This is a genomic window from Caulobacter sp. FV2ps19 (assembly GCF_058681035.1).
The window spans coordinates 1,811,094-1,832,062 of record NZ_CM178729.1 but is presented as its reverse complement, the minus strand read 5'-3'; the positions used below and the strand labels follow the sequence as shown (position 1 = coordinate 1,832,062).

At 66.9% G+C, this 20,969-nt stretch carries 15 protein-coding genes and 2 pseudogenes; 4 read left to right on the top strand and 13 right to left on the bottom strand.

The features are described 5' to 3' along the window. Window positions 1–135: 135 nt before the first annotated feature. Window positions 136–302: pseudogene (locus tag ACW18B_RS08745) on the top strand (hypothetical protein). On the opposite strand, the gene ACW18B_RS08740 reads toward ACW18B_RS08745, so the two are convergent. The 9 genes and pseudogenes from ACW18B_RS08740 to murC form a co-directional block, all read right to left on the bottom strand. Further along, the gene (locus tag ACW18B_RS08740; protein ID WP_492051202.1) at window positions 294–1,175 is read right to left on the bottom strand and encodes an AraC family transcriptional regulator; all 882 of its coding nucleotides are present in this window, start codon (window positions 1,173–1,175) and stop codon (window positions 294–296) included. The pseudogene ACW18B_RS08745 and the gene ACW18B_RS08740 sit on opposite strands and share 9 nt — an antisense overlap. Window positions 1,176–1,264: 89 nt before the next feature. Continuing rightward, window positions 1,265–1,735, bottom strand: coding sequence for an Lrp/AsnC family transcriptional regulator (locus ACW18B_RS08735; RefSeq protein ID WP_492051201.1), 471 nt, complete (start codon window positions 1,733–1,735; stop codon window positions 1,265–1,267). A gap of 253 nt (window positions 1,736–1,988) precedes the next feature. Next, a complete protein-coding gene (ftsZ, locus tag ACW18B_RS08730; RefSeq protein WP_492051200.1) occupies window positions 1,989–3,539 on the bottom strand; it encodes a cell division protein FtsZ in 1,551 nt (516 codons plus the stop codon). A 306-nt stretch (window positions 3,540–3,845) separates the two neighbouring features. Beyond that, window positions 3,846–5,171, bottom strand: a complete 1,326-nt coding sequence (ftsA, locus tag ACW18B_RS08725) for a cell division protein FtsA (RefSeq protein WP_492051199.1) — start codon at window positions 5,169–5,171, stop codon at window positions 3,846–3,848. A 27-nt stretch (window positions 5,172–5,198) separates the two neighbouring features. Further along, a complete protein-coding gene (gene ftsQ / locus ACW18B_RS08720) occupies window positions 5,199–6,110 on the bottom strand; it encodes a cell division protein FtsQ (protein WP_492051198.1) in 912 nt (303 codons plus the stop codon). After that, window positions 6,079–6,322, bottom strand: a pseudogene (locus ACW18B_RS08715) (D-alanine--D-alanine ligase); the annotation flags it as partial. The gene ftsQ and the pseudogene ACW18B_RS08715, both read right to left, overlap by 32 nt. A 216-nt stretch (window positions 6,323–6,538) precedes the next feature. Beyond that, window positions 6,539–7,954 carry a M20/M25/M40 family metallo-hydrolase gene (locus tag ACW18B_RS08710; protein ID WP_492051197.1) on the bottom strand — a complete coding sequence of 472 codons (1,416 nt, stop codon included), beginning with the start codon at window positions 7,952–7,954 and terminating at the stop codon, window positions 6,539–6,541. Between the two features lie 350 nt (window positions 7,955–8,304). After that, a complete protein-coding gene (murB, locus tag ACW18B_RS08705) occupies window positions 8,305–9,210 on the bottom strand; it encodes a UDP-N-acetylmuramate dehydrogenase (RefSeq protein WP_492051196.1) in 906 nt (301 codons plus the stop codon). Window positions 9,211–9,361: 151 nt separating this feature from the next. After that, window positions 9,362–10,783 carry a UDP-N-acetylmuramate--L-alanine ligase gene (gene murC, locus ACW18B_RS08700; protein ID WP_492051195.1) on the bottom strand — a complete coding sequence of 474 codons (1,422 nt, stop codon included), beginning with the start codon at window positions 10,781–10,783 and terminating at the stop codon, window positions 9,362–9,364. 52 nt (window positions 10,784–10,835) lie between these two features. Between murC and ACW18B_RS08695 the strand changes: the two genes are divergently transcribed. Both ACW18B_RS08695 and ACW18B_RS08690 read left to right on the top strand, forming a co-directional pair. Continuing rightward, window positions 10,836–11,315, top strand: a complete 480-nt coding sequence (locus ACW18B_RS08695) for a hypothetical protein (protein WP_492051656.1) — start codon at window positions 10,836–10,838, stop codon at window positions 11,313–11,315. 842 nt (window positions 11,316–12,157) lie between these two features. After that, on the top strand, window positions 12,158–13,780 hold the full coding sequence (locus ACW18B_RS08690; protein WP_492051194.1) for an anti-phage dCTP deaminase: 1,623 nt from the start codon (window positions 12,158–12,160) through the stop codon (window positions 13,778–13,780). A 646-nt stretch (window positions 13,781–14,426) separates the two neighbouring features. Here the strand turns inward: ACW18B_RS08690 and ACW18B_RS08685 are convergent. Together ACW18B_RS08685 and ACW18B_RS08680 are read right to left on the bottom strand one after the other, a co-directional pair. Continuing rightward, window positions 14,427–16,772, bottom strand: a complete 2,346-nt coding sequence (locus ACW18B_RS08685; RefSeq protein ID WP_492051193.1) for a beta-L-arabinofuranosidase domain-containing protein — start codon at window positions 16,770–16,772, stop codon at window positions 14,427–14,429. A 97-nt stretch (window positions 16,773–16,869) separates the two neighbouring features. Next, complete coding sequence (locus tag ACW18B_RS08680; RefSeq protein WP_492051192.1) at window positions 16,870–17,199, bottom strand: hypothetical protein; 330 nt, start codon at window positions 17,197–17,199, stop codon at window positions 16,870–16,872. 129 nt (window positions 17,200–17,328) lie between these two features. On the opposite strand from ACW18B_RS08680, the gene ACW18B_RS08675 reads away from it, so the two are divergent. After that, window positions 17,329–18,168: a DUF6065 family protein gene (locus ACW18B_RS08675; protein WP_492051191.1), complete on the top strand. Its 840-nt coding sequence runs from the start codon at window positions 17,329–17,331 to the stop codon at window positions 18,166–18,168. Window positions 18,169–18,179: 11 nt separating this feature from the next. Here ACW18B_RS08675 and murG read toward each other — a convergent pair whose 3' ends face one another. Both murG and ftsW read right to left on the bottom strand, forming a co-directional pair. After that, window positions 18,180–19,265, bottom strand: coding sequence for an undecaprenyldiphospho-muramoylpentapeptide beta-N-acetylglucosaminyltransferase (murG, locus tag ACW18B_RS08670; protein ID WP_492051190.1), 1,086 nt, complete (start codon window positions 19,263–19,265; stop codon window positions 18,180–18,182). Window position 19,266: 1 nt separating this feature from the next. Beyond that, window positions 19,267–20,439, bottom strand: a complete 1,173-nt coding sequence (ftsW, locus tag ACW18B_RS08665; RefSeq protein ID WP_492051655.1) for a putative lipid II flippase FtsW — start codon at window positions 20,437–20,439, stop codon at window positions 19,267–19,269. Window positions 20,440–20,969: the final 530 nt, after the last annotated feature.

The window sequence follows — 20,969 nt, the reverse complement described above, 5'->3', positions numbered from 1 at the left end:
TAATGCTAACATACATCCACATTGCGGCACGACAGCCCAGCCTTCGAGAAGGCCGGGCCCGCGATCCGTCCGCTAGGCCGAGCCGGGGCGACGGCAGCGAGGCCAGGAAGCAAACGTTCCGAGCGGCGCTCGAGTGTGGCGAGCGGTCACCACCTTGCGTCCTTCGAGGCTCGGCTTCGCCTCGCACCTCAGGATGAGGACTGCAATGGAATATCCCACCTCATCCTGAGGCGCCCGCGCAGCGGGCCTCAAAGGACGCACTGCGTTACCGCCCGCTAGGGGCTGGCGTCGCCTCACTTTAACGGCAGATGCAGCTCCGCCGCCGTGCCCTGCTCCGGCTCATCCAGGAAGAAGCGTTGGCAGTAGATGGGAAAGTCGCGCATCTCCTCGCCGCTGGCCGGCAACCAGTCGCGATACAGATAGGTGGCGGCGGGCTCCAGATTATGGGTGTCGCCGGTCACGCGCAGGATGGCGCAACGGCCGCCGGGGATTTCGCCGACCCTGACGCCCTCGTCACGGGCGTCGATCGGCTGATCGGGGCCGATCCCGACACAGAGATCCATGCGGTAGTCGGCGGGGTCGGCCGGGCGCCGCTCGGAATGCCAGATGTTGAAAGTCGGGTGGGTCTTGGGCGACATCCCGGCGGCTTTGCGCCAGGCGATGAACCGCTGGATGGTGACGTCGAGGGTCTCGGGATCGCCCCGATGCTCGAACATCGCCACGCGGGTCGGGGCGACGTCACGGATCATGACCTTGTCGGGGGTGAAGGGGGTCTGCATGAGCTTGCTCCTGGCTGCGTTGAGCGGCCCGAAGGCCGCGAGCCACGGCTCCCAGTCGGGAGATTTCCGAAACCGCGACGGCGACTGGCCAAACCTTTGCCGAAAGGCGCGGGCGAAGGCGTCGGGCGTCTCGTAGCCGGCATCCAGGGCGATATCGGTGACGCTGGGCCCCGCGCCGTCCGCCAGCCGGTATGAGGCGCGCCTCATCCGAGCCAACTGGACATAGCGGTGCACGGACACCCCGAAGGTCGCCGTGAACTGCCGGTGGAAATGGAACTTCGAGAACGCGGCGACATCGCTCAGGGCGTCCAGGTCCAGATCGCCGTCGAGATGCCGATCGATGTGATCCAGCACCCGCTGCATCCGGGCAAGGTAGGGGTTGAGCGCGATGGTCATCGTCCTCTTGTTCCTCGTGACGATCTCAGCTTGGCCCGCACGGGCCTGCGGCGCTCGACCGATCTTGCGGTGTTGAGGGCGGTCGCGACCTAATCCAGATAGTCGAGCGGCAGGGCCGTATCGTCCTTGATGGTCTCGAGCACAAAGCTGGAGCGGATGTCCTTGACCGCCGGCATCTTCAAGAGACGCTTCATGGTGAACTCGGCATAGGCGTCCAGATTGGGGGCCACGACCCGCAGCAGGTAGTCATAGCCGCCGGTCATGGCGTGGCAGCCCACCACCATCGGCTCGCGGCGCACGGCCTCGGCGAAGGCGTCGGCGGCGGTTTCGCTATGGCGGTCGACCTGGACCTCGACATAAGCCAGCAGATCCAGCCGCGCCTTGCGGCGGTCCAGCAGGGCCACATAGCCGGCGATCAGGCCCGAGGCCTCCAGTTGCTTGACCCGCCGCAGGCACGGACTGGGCGACAGGCCCACCCGCTCGGCCAGTTCGACATTGGTGACCGCGCTGTCCTGCTGAAGGATCTCGAGAATCTTGCGATCGGCGCGGGTGAGCTTCATCGTGACCGGTTTTGGCGAAGGGCTGGCAGGATGTGACGAGCTTATAGCAGTTGCGCCCTAGCGCCACTGCCCCCCTCCGGATACTGCGCATCCTCCTCCCGGAGGGGGAAGATGAAACGCGCGGACCTCATCTTCCCCCTCCGGGGGAATACGGCTGCGCAGCAGCCCGTAGGGGGCCAGTGCGGCCGCCAAACAGTAAAACGCCCGGGGCTTTCACCCCGGGCGCCTGAAGTTCAAACCGTGATCGAACCGATCAGTTGGCCAGGCGACGCAGGAAGGACGGAATCTCCAGGTCCTCGCCTTCGTCCATCTGGGGCGTCTCGATCGGCTGCAGAACCGGGCGGGCGCCGGTGTTGGCGCGCGCCTGCGGCTGTTGGGTCTGCTGCGGCGCGGGTTGCTGATCATAGCGCTGACGACCGCCGCCAAACAGGCTCATCCAGCCGGACTTCTGCGGTTGAGCCTCGGCATAGCGGGGCTCGGCATAGAGCGGCGTTTCCGCAGTGTCCTCGACCATCGGATCGACGACTCGCGACACATTGCGCGGGGCCGGCGTGGTGATGCGGGGCTCGGGCGCTTCCGCGATCGCGGGCTCGTCAAAATACAGGTCCGCCTGGGACGTATCGGCCTCCGGCTCGGGCTCGGGCGCGTAGGCCGGCTCCGGCGCATAGGCGGTCGACTGGGCCGTAGGACGTTCGAACGGGCGAGCTTCGTAGCGCGAGGTCGCGCGGACAGGCTCGGGCTGCGGCGCCGGGACCGGCGCGGCGCGGCCGGTGTCGGCGATCAGCGGCGCGGTCGTGGTGTTGCGCGTCACGGGCTTGGGTTCGATCTGGGCGATCGAGGCGCCGTCCATGCCGGTGGCGACCACCGAAACGCGGATCACGCCTTCCAGCGACGGATCGAAGGCCGCGCCGAAGATGATGTTGGCTTCCGGATCCACCTGGTCGGAGATGGCGTTGGCCGCCTCGTCGACTTCCAGCAGGGTCATGTCCATGCCGCCGGTGACGTTGACCAGCACGGCCTTGGCGCCCTTCAGCGACACTTCGTCCAGCAACGGGTTGGCGATGGCGTTCTGGGCGGCCATCAGGGCGCGGTCTTCGCCCGAGCCCTCGCCGGTGCCCATCATCGCCTTGCCCATTTCGGTCATGACGGTGCGGACGTCGGCGAAGTCGAGATTGATCAGGCCCGGCAGCACCATCAGGTCGGTAATCGAGCGGACGCCCGAGTGCAGCACCTGGTCGGCCATGCCGAAGGCTTCGGCGAAGGTGGTCCGCTCATTGGCGACGCGGAACAGGTTCTGGTTGGGGATGACGATCAGGGTGTCGACATAGCGTTGCAGCTCACCGATGCCGGCGTCGGCCAGACGCATGCGGTGACGGCCTTCGAAGTGGAAGGGCTTGGTGACCACGCCGACGGTCAGGATGCCGCGCTCGCGGGCGCACTTGGCGATGATCGGGGCCGCGCCGGTGCCCGTGCCGCCGCCCATGCCGGCGGTGATGAACACCATGTGGGCGCCGTCGAGGTGCTCGCCGATCTCGGGGAAGCTTTCCTCAGCCGCGCTCATGCCCACTTCGGGATGGGCGCCGGCGCCCAGGCCCTGGGTGACCTGCACGCCAAGCTGGATGCGGCGGTCGGTCTTGGCGAATTGCAGTTGCTGGGCGTCCGTATTGGCCACCACGAACTCAACACCCTCGAGACCCGCCTCGATCATGTTGTTGACAGCATTGCCGCCCGCGCCACCGACACCAAACACGACGATACGTGGCTTCAGTTCAGTGGTGCGCGGCGCCGAAAGTGAAATAGCCATGGAAACCCTCGCGACCTTACGCCGAAATCGTCAAACAGGACCCCAGCGGTTCAATCGCCGGGAACGCCTCGACGATCGGGTTAACAAAACAACCACCATCGTTAATCGGCGGTTAACTGCATAATATGAGTCGGGGTCCCGTCGAGCGCTCAGGCGTCACAAAACCCCCTCCATCAACAGAATCTCTTGGCAGTCCAAGGGTTCGGCGCGGCGTGATCAAATGAATGCGACGGAACGCCGCGACCTATAATTTTTACGGCGTGTACAGCTTGGCCGCAGAACTTAAGCGTCGCCTTTGGCGCAACGCTAGAGGTTGTCCCGCAACCAGGCGGCGGCCTTGGCCATCGGGCTGGCGTTAGGATCGATCGGGCGCTTGCGCAGGGCGGCCGTCGCCAGGGCCTTGGGCGAGACCACTTCGCGCGGGCCGAAGGCCGAGCGATGCAGCACCCCGGCGGCGGCGCAGAAGGCCGGGCCCGAGGCGGCGTCGGCCAGATGCGGCACCCGGCGGGGACGGCCCAGACGCACCGGACGGTCGAACACCCGCACCGCGACTTCACGAACGCCGGCCAGCTGGCTGGCGCCGCCGGTCAGCACGATGCCGGCGCCCGGCTCGACCGGCGCGCCCGAGGCCTTTAGGCGCTCGCGCAGCAGTTCCAGCGTCTCTTCGACGCGCGGCTGGATGATGCCCTTGAGCAGGGACCGCGGCGCGATGACCGGACCGGCGCCCGGATCGTCGCCGCGCGGCGGGGCCTCGATCATCTCGCGGTCCTCATTGGCCGAGGCGATCGCCGAGCCGTGCAGGGTCTTGATGCGTTCGGCGCCGGCGATCGAGGTCTGCAGGCCGCGGGCGATGTCCTGGGTGACGTGACCGCCGCCGACAGCCAGGCTGTCGACGTGGCAAAGGGCGCCGTTGTTGAAGACGGCCACGGAGGTCGAGCCGCCACCCATGTCAATACAGACGGCGCCCAGGTCCATCTCGTCCTCTTCCAGGGCCGCCAGGGCCGAGGCGAAGGGGGCGGCGACGACGCCCTCGAACGACAGGTGGGCGCGCTCAACGCAGTGGGCCAGGGTATGGAAGATGTTCTCGTTGATCGAGACCACCAGCAGCTCCAGACCCAGCGAGCGGCCGAACATGGCGCGCGGGTCGCGAATGCCCTTCTGGCCGTCGACCGACCAGGCGATGGGCAGCAGGTGGATGGGCTTGCGGCCCGGCAGGCGCACCTGGGCCAGGGCCGAACCGATGGCGCGGCTCAGATCGCCGTCGGCGATCGGCCGGGCGCCCAGAGAAACCTGCGTGGTGACGCGATGGCTGGCCAGTTGGCCGCCGGCCGTGCAGACGCTGACGCCCTGGACATTGACGCCGGCCACGGTCTCGGCCCGCTCGACGGCCTGGGCGATGGCCTGGGCGGCCTCGTCCAGATTGACGATCGCCCCGCCGCGCACGCCGCGCGACTGCACATAGCCGACGCCGGCCGTGGTCAGGGTGCGGTTATCCCGATGGATCCCGTCCGCCTTCATGATGAAGCAGGTGACCTTGGAGGCGCCCAGATCGACAGCGGCGACGGCGGGCTGACGCACAAGCGTCGCCTTCAAGCCGTCCCGGGCCTGTTTCCGATCTTCCAAACGCGACATCGCTATCGTCACCTCAAAACCATCACTTTACGCCCCGCCTGCCGCAGTCTGCCCAGGCAGAGCCGCGTCGCGGGGTCTCACGGCCACCATCTCGGGGTCACGCAGATCGATACGCGCAAACCCCAGATCGAGGATTCTTTGTCTTTGGTCCAACTGATCCAGCTGGATCAGGGCGGATTCTTCGTCGATCGCCGGAAGTTGGATCAGCGATCCGTCCTTCAGGCGAAGATCCCAGCGGCGATCATCGACGCGCACCAGCGCTTCGAGACGATCGCGCAGCCGGGGACGGGCGGCGACAGCGGGCAGGATGGCGCCGGCGGCCTGATCAGCGCCCTGCCCCACCACCAGCGGCAATTGCGGGAACCGCGCGGCGTCGGCCTCGGAGATCACCCGGCCTTCGCCGTCGATCACCCGCATGCGGCCGCCGCTCTGCCAGACGGCCAGGGCGGGGCGTTCCTTGACGCCGATGACCACGGTGTCGGGCAGCAGGCGAACGACCTTGGCCTCCTGGACCCAGCCCACCGTCTCCACGCGTCGGCGGATTTCGGCCAGATCCATGCCCAGGGTCGGTTGGTCGAGATAGAGGCCGGAGGCCCGTCGGATGTCGGCGTCCGCCTCGGCGGAAGCGCCTTGAACCCGCACGGTCTTGAGCTTGAAACCGGCGGCCGCGAACTCGCTCGCCACGCCCTGGCGCGCGGCCATGACGAGGCGCTCGGCCCGATGGCCGGTCGCAAGCATCACCACAAGCCCAAGGCCAAGGGCCGCGCCGGCGACCCCCAGGGCCAACGTGGGCGACAAACCCACGCCCCGAGCGGCGCGCAACTTCGCGGCCGGCTGCGCGGCGTTGCGCGGAGCCGAACGAGCCTTGTTTGGACTTGCGGGCGCTTCGGCCCGAGGGCGCCTAGGCTTAGGCGGTCCCCCCCGCACTACAGCGGGCATAAGCGTCCTCCACCATCCAGAGTCCGGGTTGATAAGTCCAAATCCCGACCTGATCGGCTTGCTCGAGGACGAGCGCGGTCGGTGTCATCTCGGGTTTGGTATTGACCTCCAGTAAGGCCCTGAAGGTCGTTAATGTGGTGATAACGAACAGCCGCCCGAGTCAGGCCTTGGCAACCAAGAGCTGTATGGTCGAGCTTCCTTTGACGCGGGGCTCCGCCCTTGCCGCGTCAGGGATTGCACCTTTGGAAGGGAGATCGCGCCCCTCCCGCGATCGGGATGTCGCGATGATAAAAACCTGTGGACGCCTAGATATTGCGCACCGCCCGGGTCGGGGGCCGTCTGGCCGGACCCGTTCTGCGGGTCCGGAAAAGGTGGAGGCAGGTCAGCCCTCCGCCACGTCATCGGGACGTGACGGAGGGTCGCAGGCCTTAGTGGGCCGGAGCGGCCGGCGCGGCGGCCTTCAGGGCCCGGAAGTCGATGTCGCTGTCGGCCACCAGATAGACGAAGCTGGTCCAGGCCGCGACGTTCTGGGCCAGTTGCACCGGATCCACCTTGTTGAGGGTGTCGTCGGCGGTGTGGTGGTAGTCGAAGTAGCGGCTGGCGTCCTGCGACAGGCCAAACGACGGCACGCCGGCCTCTTCCAGACCTTCGATGTCGGCGCCGCCATGGCTATTGGGCGTGCGGTCCACATAGATCTTCAGCGGGGCCAGCACGCCGGCGGCGGTCTTGATCAGCGGGTGGGCGCCAGCCCCGGCCGGCAGGCGCAGCGAATAGATGCGGTCGGCGCCGCTGTCGCTTTCGCCGGTCATGACGATCTTGGGAACCTCAGCCTTGTGGGCCTCGATATAGGCTTCCGACGAGCCGCCGCTTTCTTCCGACCCGAACATCACCACGCGGATGGTGCGCTTGGGATGCTTGGGCAGGTCGCCGATAAGCTTGGCCGCCGCCGTGGTGATGGCGATGCCCGTGGCGTCGTCCAGGGCGCCGGTGCCGACGTCCCAGCTGTCGAGGTGGCCGCCGATGACGATCACTTCGTCAGGCTTTTCCGAGCCCTTGATGTCGCCCGAGATGTTCCAGGCCACGGCCTTGGGATCGGTGGTCGAGGCCAGCTTGATCTTGATGCGCAGCGGACCCTTAGCGGCCAGGCGCTCCAGCTGCTCGGCCTCGGGCACGCCGATGGCGGCCGAGGGGATGGTGTTGACGCCCTCGCCGAAGGCGGTGACGCCGGTGTGGGGCACGGTGGAGTCCGAGGTCGAGATCGAGCGGATCAGCACCGCCACGGCGCCGCGCTTGGCGGCCTCGACCGGACCCGACCGGCGCGAGATGCCGGCCACGCCATAGCCGGTCCCTTCCTGGGTCTTGACCATCGGCTGGGTGATGACGACGATCTTGCCCTTCACGGCGCCCTCGGGGGCGGCGATCAGATCGGCATAGGTCTTGAACAGGGCCACATCAGCTTCGACACCGCCGGCCGGGGTGGGCGGCGTACGGCCCAGGCCGACAATGTCCAGTTTCATCGGATAGGGAGCGACCAGCTGCGCGCTCTCCTCGCCGCGCGTCCAGGATGGCTTGGAAAACTCCTCGACCTTGATGTTGGTGAAGCCCAGCGCCTTGAACTTGGCGACGCCCCAGTCCTTGGCGCGGGCCATGGCCGGCGAGCCCACCAGACGCGGGCCGATATTGGTGGTCAGGTCCTCGGTGATGTCCCAGGCCAGATAGTCGCGCAGCGCCTTGTCGCGCAGGGCTTCGGCGATCTTGACGTCTTGGGCCCAAGCCAAAGAGGGAGCGGCGGTCCCGGCGAGCAGGGCGGAAACGGCGGCGGCGGTCAGCAGGGAACGGAACATAGGCGAAGACTCTCCAGGGTTTGGCTAGTCATAGCACTGACGCTTGCCGGGAAAAGTCAGCAATGCGCTGAAGTGTGGCGGCGGCTTGGAAAACAAGATCCCCCCTCTGGGGAGGCTATCGCCTAAGGATTGGGCGCTAAAAGACCCAGCCTTCCTGGGCCCTGCGCCCAGGACCCATGGCGCCGCCGATGCGGGTTTGGGTCAGTGTTCCGGGACGTTCAGCCACGAAGGGGCCGAAATCGAAGCGTGCCGCAAACATGGATCCTGGGCACGAGGCCCAGGAAGGCAGGACCTCGATCGAGGCTTGCCCCCATATGCGACAGCGCCCCTCCGGGGGAGCATCTCTGGACTTAAGCCCGCCCGATCCGCTTGATTTCCCAGTCCAGCTGGATCCCCGTCTTGGCCAGCACGTCGGCGCGAACCGTATCGCCCAGGCCTTCCAGATCGGCGGCCGTGGCTTCGCCGGTATTGATCAGGAAGTTCGAATGCAGCGGCGAGAACATCGCCCCGCCAAACGGTTTGCCGCGCCAGCCGGCCTCGTCGACCAGCTTCCACGAGGAATGGCCCGGCGGGTTCTTGAAGGTCGAGCCGCCGGTCTTTTCGCGGATCGGCTGGGTGGTTTCGCGGCGGGCGGTGATTTCGGCCATCCGGTCGCGGACATCGGCCGGATCATCGGGGGTTCCCCGAAACATCGCCTGCACCCAGAACATGCTGTTGGCTGGGACTTCGGTGTGGCGATAGGTGAAGCCGAAGTCTTCGTTGTTCCAGACCCGCATTTCGCCGGAGCGGTCATAGCCCCAGGCGCTGACCAGGATGTCCTTGGTCTCGCGGCCATAGCAGCCGGCGTTCATGGTCAGGGCGCCGCCGACGGTGCCGGGGATGCCGACATAGAATTCCAGCCCGCCCAGCCCGGCCCTCGCCGCCGCCCGGGCCACCGAGGCGTCCAGCGCCGCGGGACCGGCGATGATCAGGTTCTCGTCGAGATCGACCGTGACCTCGCCAAACGCCCGCCCGGCGCAGCGGATGACCACGCCCTCGACGCCGCCGTCGCGGATGATGACATTGGAGCCCACGCCCAGCGCCTGGACCGGAACCTCCGGCGGCAGGGCCTTGAGGAAGGCCTGCAGATCCTCGGCGTCGGCCGGCAGGAACAGCACCTCGGCCGGACCGCCGACCCGGAACCAGGTGAACGGGCCCAGGGGCTCGTCAAACAGCAGCTTGCCGCGAACGGCGGGGAGATGGGTTTTCCAGGTCATCAATGGCTCTCCCCTTCTCCCCTTGCGGGAGAAGGTGTCAGCCGCAGGCTGACGGATGAGGGGTTTCTCGGCGCCGCCGTGCGACCCCTCATCCGGCCGCTGCGCGGCCACCTTCTCCCGCAGGGGGAGAAGGGAGGGATGGCGGCGGATCTCACTTCGCCAGCGCTTCCAGTTGCCCCGGCAGCGCATAGGCCCAGGTGGTGATGTCGCCGGCCCCCAGCAGCACGACGAGGTCGCCGCTGACGGCTTCGGCGGCGATCAGGCGCGGCAGGGCCGTGGGGCTTTCCAGCGCCAGGGCGCGGCGGTGGCCAAACTTCTTGAGGCCGTCGACCAGGGCGTCGCGGTCGATGCCCTCGATCGGCGCCTCGCCGGCCGTATAGACGTCGGCGACGATCACCGTGTCGGCGTCGTTGAAGCACGAGCTGAACTCGGTCATCAGGTCGCGCAGCCGGGTGAAGCGGTGCGGCTGGACCACGGCGATCACCTTGCCGTTGGGGGTCACGGCGCGGGCGGCCTTGAGCACGGCGGCGATCTCGACCGGGTGGTGGCCATAGTCGTCGACCACGCGGATGCCGCCCGCCACGCCCGTCGTCGTGAAGCGGCGCTTGACCCCGCCGAAGCTGGCCAGGCCGGCGCGGATGGCGTCGGGGCCGATGCTCAGCTCGCGGGCCACGGCCACGGCGGCGGTGGCGTTGAGCACATTGTGGTGCCCGGCCATCGGCATCTTCAGGCCTTCATAGCGCACCGGCTCGCCGTTCAGGGGCGAGACGATGATGTCGAAGGTCGAGCCGTCGGGGCCCATCTCGATATTGGAAACCCGCACCTCGGCCTGGGGATTGACGCCATAGGTCACCAGCCGCCGGTTCTCGATCCGCGCGGTCAGGGCCTGGACCTCGGGATGGTCGGTGCAGACCGCCGCGAAGCCATAGAAGGGGATGTTCTCGATGAAGTCCTGGAAGCCCTTCTTGACCGCGTCGAACGTGCCCCAGTGGTCCAGGTGCTCGGCGTCGATATTGGTGACGATGGCCACGGTCGACTTCAGCTTCAGGAACGAGCCGTCGCTCTCGTCGGCCTCGACGACGATCCAGTCGCCCTCGCCGACCTTGGCGTTGGTGCCATAGGCGTTGATGATGCCGCCATTGACCACGGTCGGGTCCAGGTCGCCGGCGTCCAGCAGGGCGGCGACCATCGAGGTGGTCGTCGTCTTGCCGTGGGTGCCGCCCACGGCGATCGAGAACTGCAGCCGCATCAGCTCGGCCAGCATCTCGGCCCGCCTGACGAGGGGAAGGCGCTTGTCGCGGCCGGCGACCATTTCGGGATTGTCGCCCTTGACCGCCGTCGAATAGACGATGGCCGAGGCGCCCTCCACATGGGCCGCGTCATGGCCCACGAAGATCCGCGCGCCCAACTTTTCCAGCCGCTCGGTATTGGCGCTGGCCTTGGCGTCGCTGCCCTGAACGGTGTAGCCGATACGGATCATGATCTCGGCGATGCCGGACATGCCAATGCCGCCGATGCCGATGAAGTGCACGGGGCCGAGTTCGAAGGGTACGGGGCGTCGACGCTGGATCATGAAAAGCCGATTAGACCATTTGCGCACGCCGCGAAACGCCCTGTTGGCGTTGATGTTGTGGATCAGCCCCGCCCTGGCCCAGGTCGAGCCCCCTGCCCCGCCGCCCGCCCAGCCCCAAGCCCAGCTTGAGCTGCGCCTGGCCGATGTGGGCCGCTTCGCCAGCTTCGTGGACCTGACCAGCGCCCGGCCCGAGGGCGAGGCGGTCGCGATCCGGGTGCTGCAGGTGGCCGAGGCCGACTTCCAGGCGGCCGGCGAGGCCTATTGGGGCGGCTGGCGTCACGAGATCCTCGACTGCCAAGCCCGCACCCTGGCCCATGCCGGCTTTTCCAGCCTGCGCGCCACCGGCCGCGAAGGCCCGCTGATGGGCGACCGCCGCCCCGCCATCGTTCCGGCCGCCGGCGGGACCGACGAGGCGGTGCTGAAGGTGGTCTGCGACGGCTGGAAGCCCTTCACCGGCGTCCCGGTCGCCGCCAGCCTCGAACAGGCGGTGGCGATCGGCCGACCGCTGATCGAGACCGGGGCGGAGCCTTGAGGACCCCAAGGCTGTCATCCCGGACAAGGCCCGCAGGGCCGCAGATCCGGGACCGCCGGAAGCGCGGCGCTCAGGCGTCGGTCCCGGATCTTCGCCGTGCCGGCTCGTCCGGGATGACAGCGAAGATTTGAGCGCGCACGGGTTCGCACCCTCGCCGGCTTTCACCGGCGAGTGGGGAGGCGGCGGAGCGTCCGGGCCAGGCCCGGATGAGTTTAGATGGAGTACCGTTTCGGCCGTGGCCGGAGCGCTCCGCGTGATCGTTCTTCGGGAGCATCGCCGGGATTGGCGGGGTGTTAATCCGCTCCGGTAGCTAGGCCCCCGGCGGGCGGAAGGGATAGCGACCCTTCCGGACCGCGCGGGCGATTTCAGCCCGCGCCTGGCGCGCCTTGCCGGGCGTCGCAGAAGGGAGCTCCCGGCGGTCCGGGCCTGGCCTCGACACGGGACGATCCTCGAGGGGTGTTCCCGCTCCGCCAGACCCCGCCGGGCCTTCGACGACGGCCGACGGGCGCTACCCGCTCGACCACCCCCATCGCACGTCAGGTCGCCAGCTGAACGCCCTCCCCCGCGATGGGGCGAGGAGAAGAATACGGCCGTTCTGGAGGGTGATGCGTCGATTTCCCATCGTCACGCTGGCTCGCGGGGTTAGGGCGTTGAATTTGCTGGGGCGGCGGGGTGTGGGTGCTCGTGGCGGGATGGGGATTGGGGCGTTGAGCCAGCCTCAACGCCCCACCGCCCAGTGGAGCTCGTAGACAAAGCATTGCCGAGCATCTGCGTGGGCCTACAACCTTGGAAACTGTCCCGACACGTGCCAATTGATTAGATGAAAAATTTCGGGGGGTTCAGTGGCGGTTCCACAAGCTAACAAGAATAGCATCAGCACGGTATCGAGCGATATCGACGCCGAGGCCATTATCAAAGCAAGCCGATCGAATGAGGTTTTCTTCGCAGTAGTAGGACCGGTCGGCGCTGGCGGATCGCGGGTTATGGCCGCGCTAGCGAGAGCCTTAAAGGCGGCTGCATATGAGCCAATCCACATCAAAGCCAGTACATGCATCCGCGCTTGGGCAACTGGGAATGAAATAGATTTGCCCGACGGGGACCAGAAGGTTCTGACGACGGTTTCAAGGATGCAGGACCTCGGTGACAAGATGCGCGAGGCGGACAAAGCAGCTGTGGCAATAGCCGTGATCCAAAAGATAGCGGAGGCCAGAGCAACTGCAATGTCCATCGATTATTCCCCAGGAACCATCATCGAACCAGACAATAAGAAGCGCGCCTACCTTATCGACTCTATTCGCCATCCCGCAGAAATAGAGCTTCTACGTCGCACCTATGGACATGCGTTCGCCTTGATTGGCGTTGTCTGCCAGGAAGAGAATAGAAAAAGTCGCGTTTTAGATAAATATTTTACAACTCCAGAGAAAAAAAAGCCCGAAAATATTAAGCGTGTAGATGAATTCATCCAGAGAGATGCCGATGATCCAAATAACAAGCATGGACAACACGTCAGCGATGCTTTCCATCAAGCCGATTTTTTTGTCGATAATACGCGATCAGACGAGCAGGATGAAAACCACTTCCTAGACGATCCTCTTGGTCGGTTGATCAACATCGTTACCCACAACGAAATTGTTCGTCCGAAGATCGAAGAAACAGCAATGCACCATGCCCACTCCGCGCGAGTGCGCAGCGCATGCCTTTCGCGCCAAGTCGGCGCTGCACTAATAGACCCCAACGGAACAGTCGTCGCGACGGGCACGAACGAGGTCCCCCGTGCTGGAGGGGGCGTATATGGGGAGCATTTCACCTCGGCCTTCCCGCCTCACGACGAACGTTGCGCCTTTCGGCCGACGAAATATTGCAGCAGCAATCGAGAGCAGAACGCAATAATAGATGAGCTGATCAATCATTTGCCCGAGCTTGCGAGCTCCACAGATCGAGCCGCGCTCGCAAAGCGAATACGCGAAACGCGCTTGGGTGGCCTAATCGAGTTCAGCCGCGCTGTTCACGCCGAAATGGATGCGATCCTCTCGGCGGGTCGCCTTGGCGTTTCAACAGTGGGAGCTCGCCTCTTTGTCACAACATTTCCTTGCCACTACTGTGCGAGACATATCGTCAGCGCCGGAGTCTATGAGGTTCAATATATTGAACCCTACCCCAAAAGCCGCGCCCTAAACCTTCACAGCGATGCCATCTCGGTGGTCCCGGAAGCTTGGATTCCGCCGGAGGTGATCTCGATTGCAGCTGAAAAACGTATGAAGGCACCAGCGAACGAAGGGCGGGTCCTCTTTCGCCCATTTGAGGGCGTAGCTCCTCGCCTCTATGAGCGGGCCTTCGAAAAAACCTGGGGATTGAAAGACAAAGTGACCGGCGAGTTCAAGATGACCGCACCGGGCTGGGGTGACGGCTGGGCACCTTTCACTGTAGGCTATCCGGAAATTGAAGCGAAATTGACCCAAACGTGAGCCCCCCTCGCCTCTATATCGTGCCGAATAGCAGCCCTCCTTCCGGACGTGATGGGTCGGAGCTAGGGCTGCCTATTAGGGATGAGCGAGCGGATGGGGATGACGCTCCGAGTCAACGGCAGAAAATCAAAGCCACAGCAACACCTCGCGACTGGCAACTTCCACTTCCTTTTGACGACACTCGGATTGGCCCGACCGTTGTAATCGTTCCGATGGTGACGATGAATGGGTCCACCCTACGCGGTTTAATTAATGAACGACGGCCAAACTCTGCTGTCGATCTAAGGGAATTGATCCGGTTTGATCTTCCAGGCACGAGTCGGGAAGATGTGTTTAGGACCCTGCAGACGCATCACACTTACTACGTTAAAGACCCTCTACCTTGGCACAGGTTAGATGCACGGACTTTTGCGATGCTGGACGGACCGGTATCCAACAAACTCGTTCATGAAATCGCTGAACAGAAGGCTGCATGCATATTTGTTCTAGTCTACAAGCACGATGAAGCTCGGTCTATTGCGTCGCACCTGACCAAGGTCCTATCCGAGCGCATGACAGGTCCTTGGCACATTGAGGAAGCCGTTTAAGCCTCAGCTCAAATACGCAGATAGAAGCCGCCTCCGAAAAAGTCTCAGCGCGTGCCCCCTCACCCCGCCATCACCCGCGCCTCATAGATCACCACCGCCGCCTCGCCGGCCTCGATCCGCACGCGGGCCGGGGCGGCGCCGGGCGGCAGGGGCAGGTCGAGGGTGAAGAAGCCGTCCCGTTTGGCGCTGGGGGTCTGGAACAGACCGATGACGGCGCCGTCGGCGCGGACCGTGGCGGTCTGGCCGGCGTCCTGGCCCCAATAGATCAGCTGCAGGGTCAGGGGGCCGGGGCGGCGGGCCAGGGTCATGTCCAGCCGGCCGCCGGGGCGCAGCTTGCGGCTGCTGCGGCCATTGACCTGGACGATCTCGCCGTTCTCCACCCGAACCTGATGGTCGACCTCCGGCTGCTGCTCGCCCAGATAGACCGTGTCGACCGTGCGGGCGGCGGTCGCGATCAGCGCCTGTTCGGCCGCCAGGAAGGCCGGGCCCTCCGCCGTCCAGCGGGCGGGCGTGAACACCGGCGCATAGACGGCCGTGCGGCGGTCATACTGGGCGTAGAACGGCGAGAAGGTCGCCGTGCCGCCCTGGGCCATGGCGGCGGAGAAGACGTGGGGCCGGCCCGCCGCCGGTTGCAGCAAGGCCTCCGCCGCGCCTGCGCCCACCAGGGCCGGGACCGGCTGCTCGAACGGGCGCTCTGCGGGACCCAGGTCGGCGGCCAGCACCAGCGGGCCGCTGAGGAAGGCCACCGCGTTGGGATCGTCGGGCGTCGGCTCGGCCCGCACGCGCATCGGCAACAGCAGGGTGACGCGGTCGCCGGCACTCCAGCGGCGCGACAGGCGGGCATAGCCGTCGCCCCGGGTCTGGGTGGACGCAGGCGCGCCATTGACCGACAGCCGCGGCGCCGCGCACCAGGCCGGCAGGCGCAAGGCGATCTCGCGCGCCGCGCGCGGGGCCCTCGTCACGGTCAGGTCGACCTGGCCCGACTGCGGGAAGGCGGTATCCAGATCTATGGCGAAGTCGTCGCCGGGCAGGTCCAGCCGCGAGGCGATGAACAGGTTCAGATACAGGGTGTCGCCGCCCCGCCACCAGATGGAGTCGGCGTGCTTGGCGTGGCTTTCCATGCCTGAGCCGACGCAGCACCAGAAGCTGTCCTCGCGGGTGGAATAGCTGCGCCGTCCGCCCGCCGCCATCGGCATGAAATAGACGAACATCCCGTCGCTGGGCCGCTGGTGGGCCATGATGTGGTTGAGCTGGGTGCGCTCGTAATCATCAAACAGCGCCCCGTCCGGCGCCCAGCTCCACAGGCGCCGGGTCAGTTTGAGCATGTTGTAGCTGTTGCAGGCCTCGCAGGTGGTCTCGGTCAGGTGGGCGGCGATGACGCCGGGCTGGCCGAAATGCTCGCGGTCGGAATTGCCGCCGATCACATAGCTGTGGCGGCCGGTGACGGTCTGGTGGAAGAACCGCGCCGTGCGCGCCTCGCCCGGATCGCCGGCCACCTCATACAGCCGCGCCAGGCCGATGATCTTGGGGATCTGGGTGTTGGCGTGCAGACCGGCCAGGGCATCGCGCCCCTCGGCCAGCGGCTCGACCACGGCCCGGTGGCGCAGGCGGCGGGCGATCTTCAGCCAGCGTTGATCGCCGGTCAGGGCGTAGGTCTCGGCATAGGCCTCGTTGAGCCCGCCGTGCTCCGCCACGAGGATCGCCTGCACCTGGTCGTCGCTCAGCCCCTCGAGAATGGTCCCCAGATAGCCGGCCAGGCCCAGGGCGACGTCCAGCGCGCCCGGCGTCGCCGCCAGGCGGTGGGCGTCCAGCAGGCCGGCATGGACCTTGTGCCAGGTGTAGATCGGCACCCAGCCGTCATTGAGGCTGAAGCGCGTGGCGCGGATGTCGCCGCGCCGCAGCTCCTCGAACACCGCCTTGCCGCCGGCCGGGTCGGCCTGGCCCCAGCGGGTCGTGCCGGCGGCGTAGCCGTCGCCGTGGGCGGCCTGCACCCGGGCGAGCTCTGCCACCGTATAGGTCAGGCGATCGGTCAGGACCGGGTCGCCGTCATGGGCCACCTGCAAGGCGCAGGCGGTCAGATAGTGGCCCAGGGTGTGGCCGGCGATGCTCTGGGCCTCCCAGCCGCCATAGACCGGCCCCTTGACCGGCAGGCCCGCGCCCAGGTGGAAATTGTGCAACAGCCTGTCGGGCTCCAGCGACGCCAGATAGGCGCGGTTGGCGCTCTGGGCCTGGGCGAAGATCGAGGGCTTGAGGCTGACATGGCGGGCCGGGACAGGCTCGGCCAGCACTCGGCCGCTGGCCGCCGGCTCAGCGAACGCCGCCGTGGCCCCGGCCAGGCCCAGGGCGCTCGAGGCCAGCAGGATCGTCCGACGGGTCAGGCCCGCCGCGGCTGCTTGCTGTTCCATGGTCCCGCCCCGCCTTTTGTCTGACAATTGGCGACAAAAGAGCATGGGTCTCGAGGCCGTTCAAGACCGGCCTTGCCGCGCGGTCGCGGGCCGCTCCTCAGCCCCCGGAGGCGTCGACCACGATCGCCACGGTCTTGCCGCGCGAGGCCGGGTCCCAGCCCGCCGCGATGGCCGAGGTGATGGCGTTGGTCACCAGGATCGGCGCGATCTGGGCGGGCTTGAGCAGCGGCGCGCCGTATTTGGGCTCGGGGCCGGGCGGAAACTCGACCACAGCCTCGCGCTGCCAGTCCTTGTGGCGCACGGCGATGGCCATGCCGTGGCGCTGTCCGTTGTCGCTGGACCAGCCGGGCTGGCGGTGCAGCCGCCAGACATAGGTCTCGCCGTCGACCACGATCTCGAACCCGGGAACTTGCTTGTTTCTCGCCATCTCAGGGTGTTAGCCCAGCGCGCCGCCCCAGACCACCCCGCCCGGTCCCTCCCCGCCCAGGCCTCCCCGCCCTTACTCGCCCGCGCGACCCATGGCATAAGGCCGCGTCGCGTGCTTGGGGGGCTTGAGATGAGGAAGCGGTTGAAGGGATCGGCGCCGGAGCGCCCCCGGGGCGCGCCCGCCCGGGCGGCCGAGACCGAGCTGGTCTGTTATGTGCGCGAGGGCTGGGCCCCGCGCGTGGCGCCGGCCTCGCCCAAGCGCGACTGGATGACCGACACCCCCGAGAGCTTCGCCTATCGCTGCCTGCCCCTGGCCATCGCCAACACCCATGGCTGGGAGATGCTGAGCCCCTGCGGCTTCTCGGCCCGCTGGACCGGCGAGGTCGGCCCCGGCTCGGTCGAGATCGTGCTGGACAAGGGGGCCGACCCGCAAAAGGCCCCGGTCTCGCTGTTTGGCAGCGGCACGCTGACCTTCCACGTCGAAGGCATTCTGCGCACCTCCGAGGGCTGGAACCTGTGGGTGGGCGGTCCGCCCAACGCCATGAAGGACGGTATCGCCCCGATGGGCGGGGTGATCGAGACCGACTGGTCGCCCTACACCTTTACGATGAACTGGCGCTTCACCCGGCCCGACCACTGGATCCGGTTCGAGGAGAACGAGCCGTTCTGCTTCTTCTTCCCCACCCCGCGCGGGGTGCTGGACCGGCTGAAGCCCGAGCTGCGGCCCATGGAGGACCAGCCCGAGCTGCTGCAGTCCTTCGACGCCTGGAGCGCCTCGCGCGCCGCCTTCCAGGCCTGGGTGCAGGAGAACCAGCCCAAGACCCCGGCCGATCAATGGCAGAAGCTCTATTATCGCGGCCTGCACCCGGAGGGCCATGCCGGCGCGGCCGACCACGAGTCCAAGCTGCGGCTGTCGCCGTTCCGCCAGACCGGCTCGCGACGCGTGTGCCCCGTCAAGAAGCACGACTGACGGCGTAACCTTTAGCGCGCCGTGAACTCGACCAGATCGGCCAGGTCCTCGGCGGCCTTGGGTCGGGCGACGCTGCGGGCCCCGGCGGCCATGCGGCCCAGGCGTTCGGGGTCCTTGAGCAGGGCGTTCAGCGCCCCGGCCATGGCGTCGACGGTCAGCTCGTCCTCCAGGCACACCGCCGCCGCCCCGGCCTCTTCCAGCTGGCGGGCGTTGAAGCGCTGGTGGTCGTCGGCGGCGATCTTCAGCGGGATCAGGATCGACGGCCGGCCGGCCACCGCCAGCTCGGTGCAGGTCGAGGCGCCCGAGCGGCCGATCACCAGGTGCGACTGGCGCAGATAGCCGGCCATGTCGCGGAAGAACGGGGCCACCTCGCACTCGACCATGGCGTTGCGATAGACCTTGCGGGCGTGCTCCAGGCTCTCGGCCCGGGCCTGCTGGAACACCTTGAGCCGGCCACGAATATCCTCGGGCAGCTTGGCGACCGCCTCGGGGATCAGCTCGGACAGCAGGCGCGCGCCCTGGCTGCCGCCGGTGACCATGATGCGCAGCTGCACCTCGGGCGACAGATAGGGCACCTCGAACAGGGCCTGAACCGGCGGGCGCACGGGGTTGCCCACCACATGGGCGCGGGCCTTGACCTTGGGCGTGGCCTTTTCCAGGATCGGGAAGGCGCAGGCCACCGCATTGACCTTGGGGGCCAGGAAGCGGTTGACCCGGCCCAGCACCGCGTTCTGCTCGTGGATCACCGTCTTGCGGCCCTGGGTCAGGGCGCCCAGCAGGGCCGGCAGGGCGGGATAGCCGCCGAAGCCCACCACCACGGCCGGGTCCAGGCGCTTGAAGGCGGCTCTAGCCTGCAGCACGCCCTGGGCGACGACGAAACCGGCCTTGATCATGCCGATCGGGTCGCCGGCCCTGGCGGTGGCGGCCGACAGCTCCAGGCGCTCCTCGGCGGGGAACTTGTCGGCATAGATCGCGCCGCGCTCATCGGTGGCCAGCACGACGCGCCAGCCGCGGCTGGTCAGAACCTGGGCCAGGGCCTGGGCGGGGAACATGTGGCCGCCGGTTCCCCCGGCGGCGACGACAGCCAGCTTGCTCATCTCAGTCGAACGCGTGGTCAGGCAGGAACTCGCCCGAGGCGTCATAGGCGCCGGGGCGTTTGCGCAGCAGCGCCAGGGCCAGGCCCAGCGTCAATCCCATCGCGATCATCGATGATCCCCCGTAGCTGATGAATGGCAGCGTCATGCCCTTGGTCGGGATCATGTTCAAGTTCACCGCCACATTGATCATCGCCTGCTGGCCCACCAGCACGAACAATCCGGCCGCCGCAACCTGCTCGAAGCTGTCGGAAAGCTTCATGGCCTTCATCAGGCCGCGCACCACAACAAAGGCGAACAGGCTGATCAGGGCCAGGGAGAACACCAGGCCATATTCCTCGGCGGCCACCGAATAGATGAAGTCGGTGTGCAGGTCGGGCACGTGGCGCTTCATGACGCCCTCGCCCGGTCCGCGCCCGAACAGGCCGCCGGCGTGGATGGCCTCGGCGGCGCGGGTGATCTGGTGGGTGTCGGCGCGGTCGGGGCTGAGGAACTTCTGCACCCGGGCATGGACGTGGTCGAACAGGAAATAGGTCGACATCAGTCCGGCCACGGCCACGCCGCCCAGCCCCATGATCCAGCTGATCGGCACCCCCGCCATCCAGAACGCCGCCCCGAAGGCCACGGTGATCAGCACCGTCTGGCCCACATCGGGCTGAACCAGCAGCAGGCCCACGGCGATGAAATACAGCAGGAAGGCGATCGACACGCCCGGCACGCCCTCGCCCTTCTGGCCCTCGGCGAACATCCACGAGACCAGCACGATCAGGGCCGGCTTCATGAATTCCGACGGCTGCAGGGTGAAGCCGGCGAACTGCAGCCAGCGGGTGGCGCCCTTGGCGTTGTGGCCGATGAACGGCAGGGCGATCATCACGCCGATGGCCGCCACATAGACAAAGAACGCCGTGCGTCGCACGCCCTTGGGCGATAGCATCGACACCGCCAGCATCACCCCTGTCGAGATGGTGGCGAAGAAGCACATGCGGACCGCGAAATGGAACTGGTCGTCGATGCCGATCCGCGCCGCCGCCGCCGGGCTGGAGGCGAACGACAGCAGCACCCCCAGCGTGACCAAGAGCGCGGTGGCGCCAAGCAGCCAGCGATCGGTGGTCCACCACCAGATGCCCAGCGCGGTGCGGTCGGTTCTGGCGAAGGCGTGGGTCGTCTGGGTGGCCATGTCCGGAGAGTCGGACCGCAGGGTTAATCGATCGTTGCCGTGAAGCTCGTCATCGGTGGGCATTCAGCGAAAGCTTGCGGGAAACGAGCATGGATGGGCGCTTTCCCATCGATTGCGGCCATGGGCCTGCTTGAACCCCTTGAGCCGGCCGTCGCCAAGAACGCCGACGCCCTTGCCAGCGGACACTAGACCGCCCTTCTAACCTTGCGGGAGAAGGATCGGATGTTTCGGGTAATCGTCATGCGGCCGATCCCCGCGCTCGACCGCCCACCCCGCCGTCATTCCCGCCCTTGTGGCGGGAACCCCTGGTTCAGCTGACGCGTGAGACGCCAGCGAAGGGCGCGCGCCCTTCGCCCCCACTGCGCCTGCAACGGATAGAGGGGTTCCCGCCACAAGGGCGGGAATGACGGTTGATAGGGTTGAGCTTCGCTAGAACGGCCCAAGCGGCCAGGCCGCGCCCTGAAGCCCTTGGAGGCGAGCTTGCTCTGGCTGACGGCCTCGTCAAGGACGACGCTCTCGCGTCGCCGCGA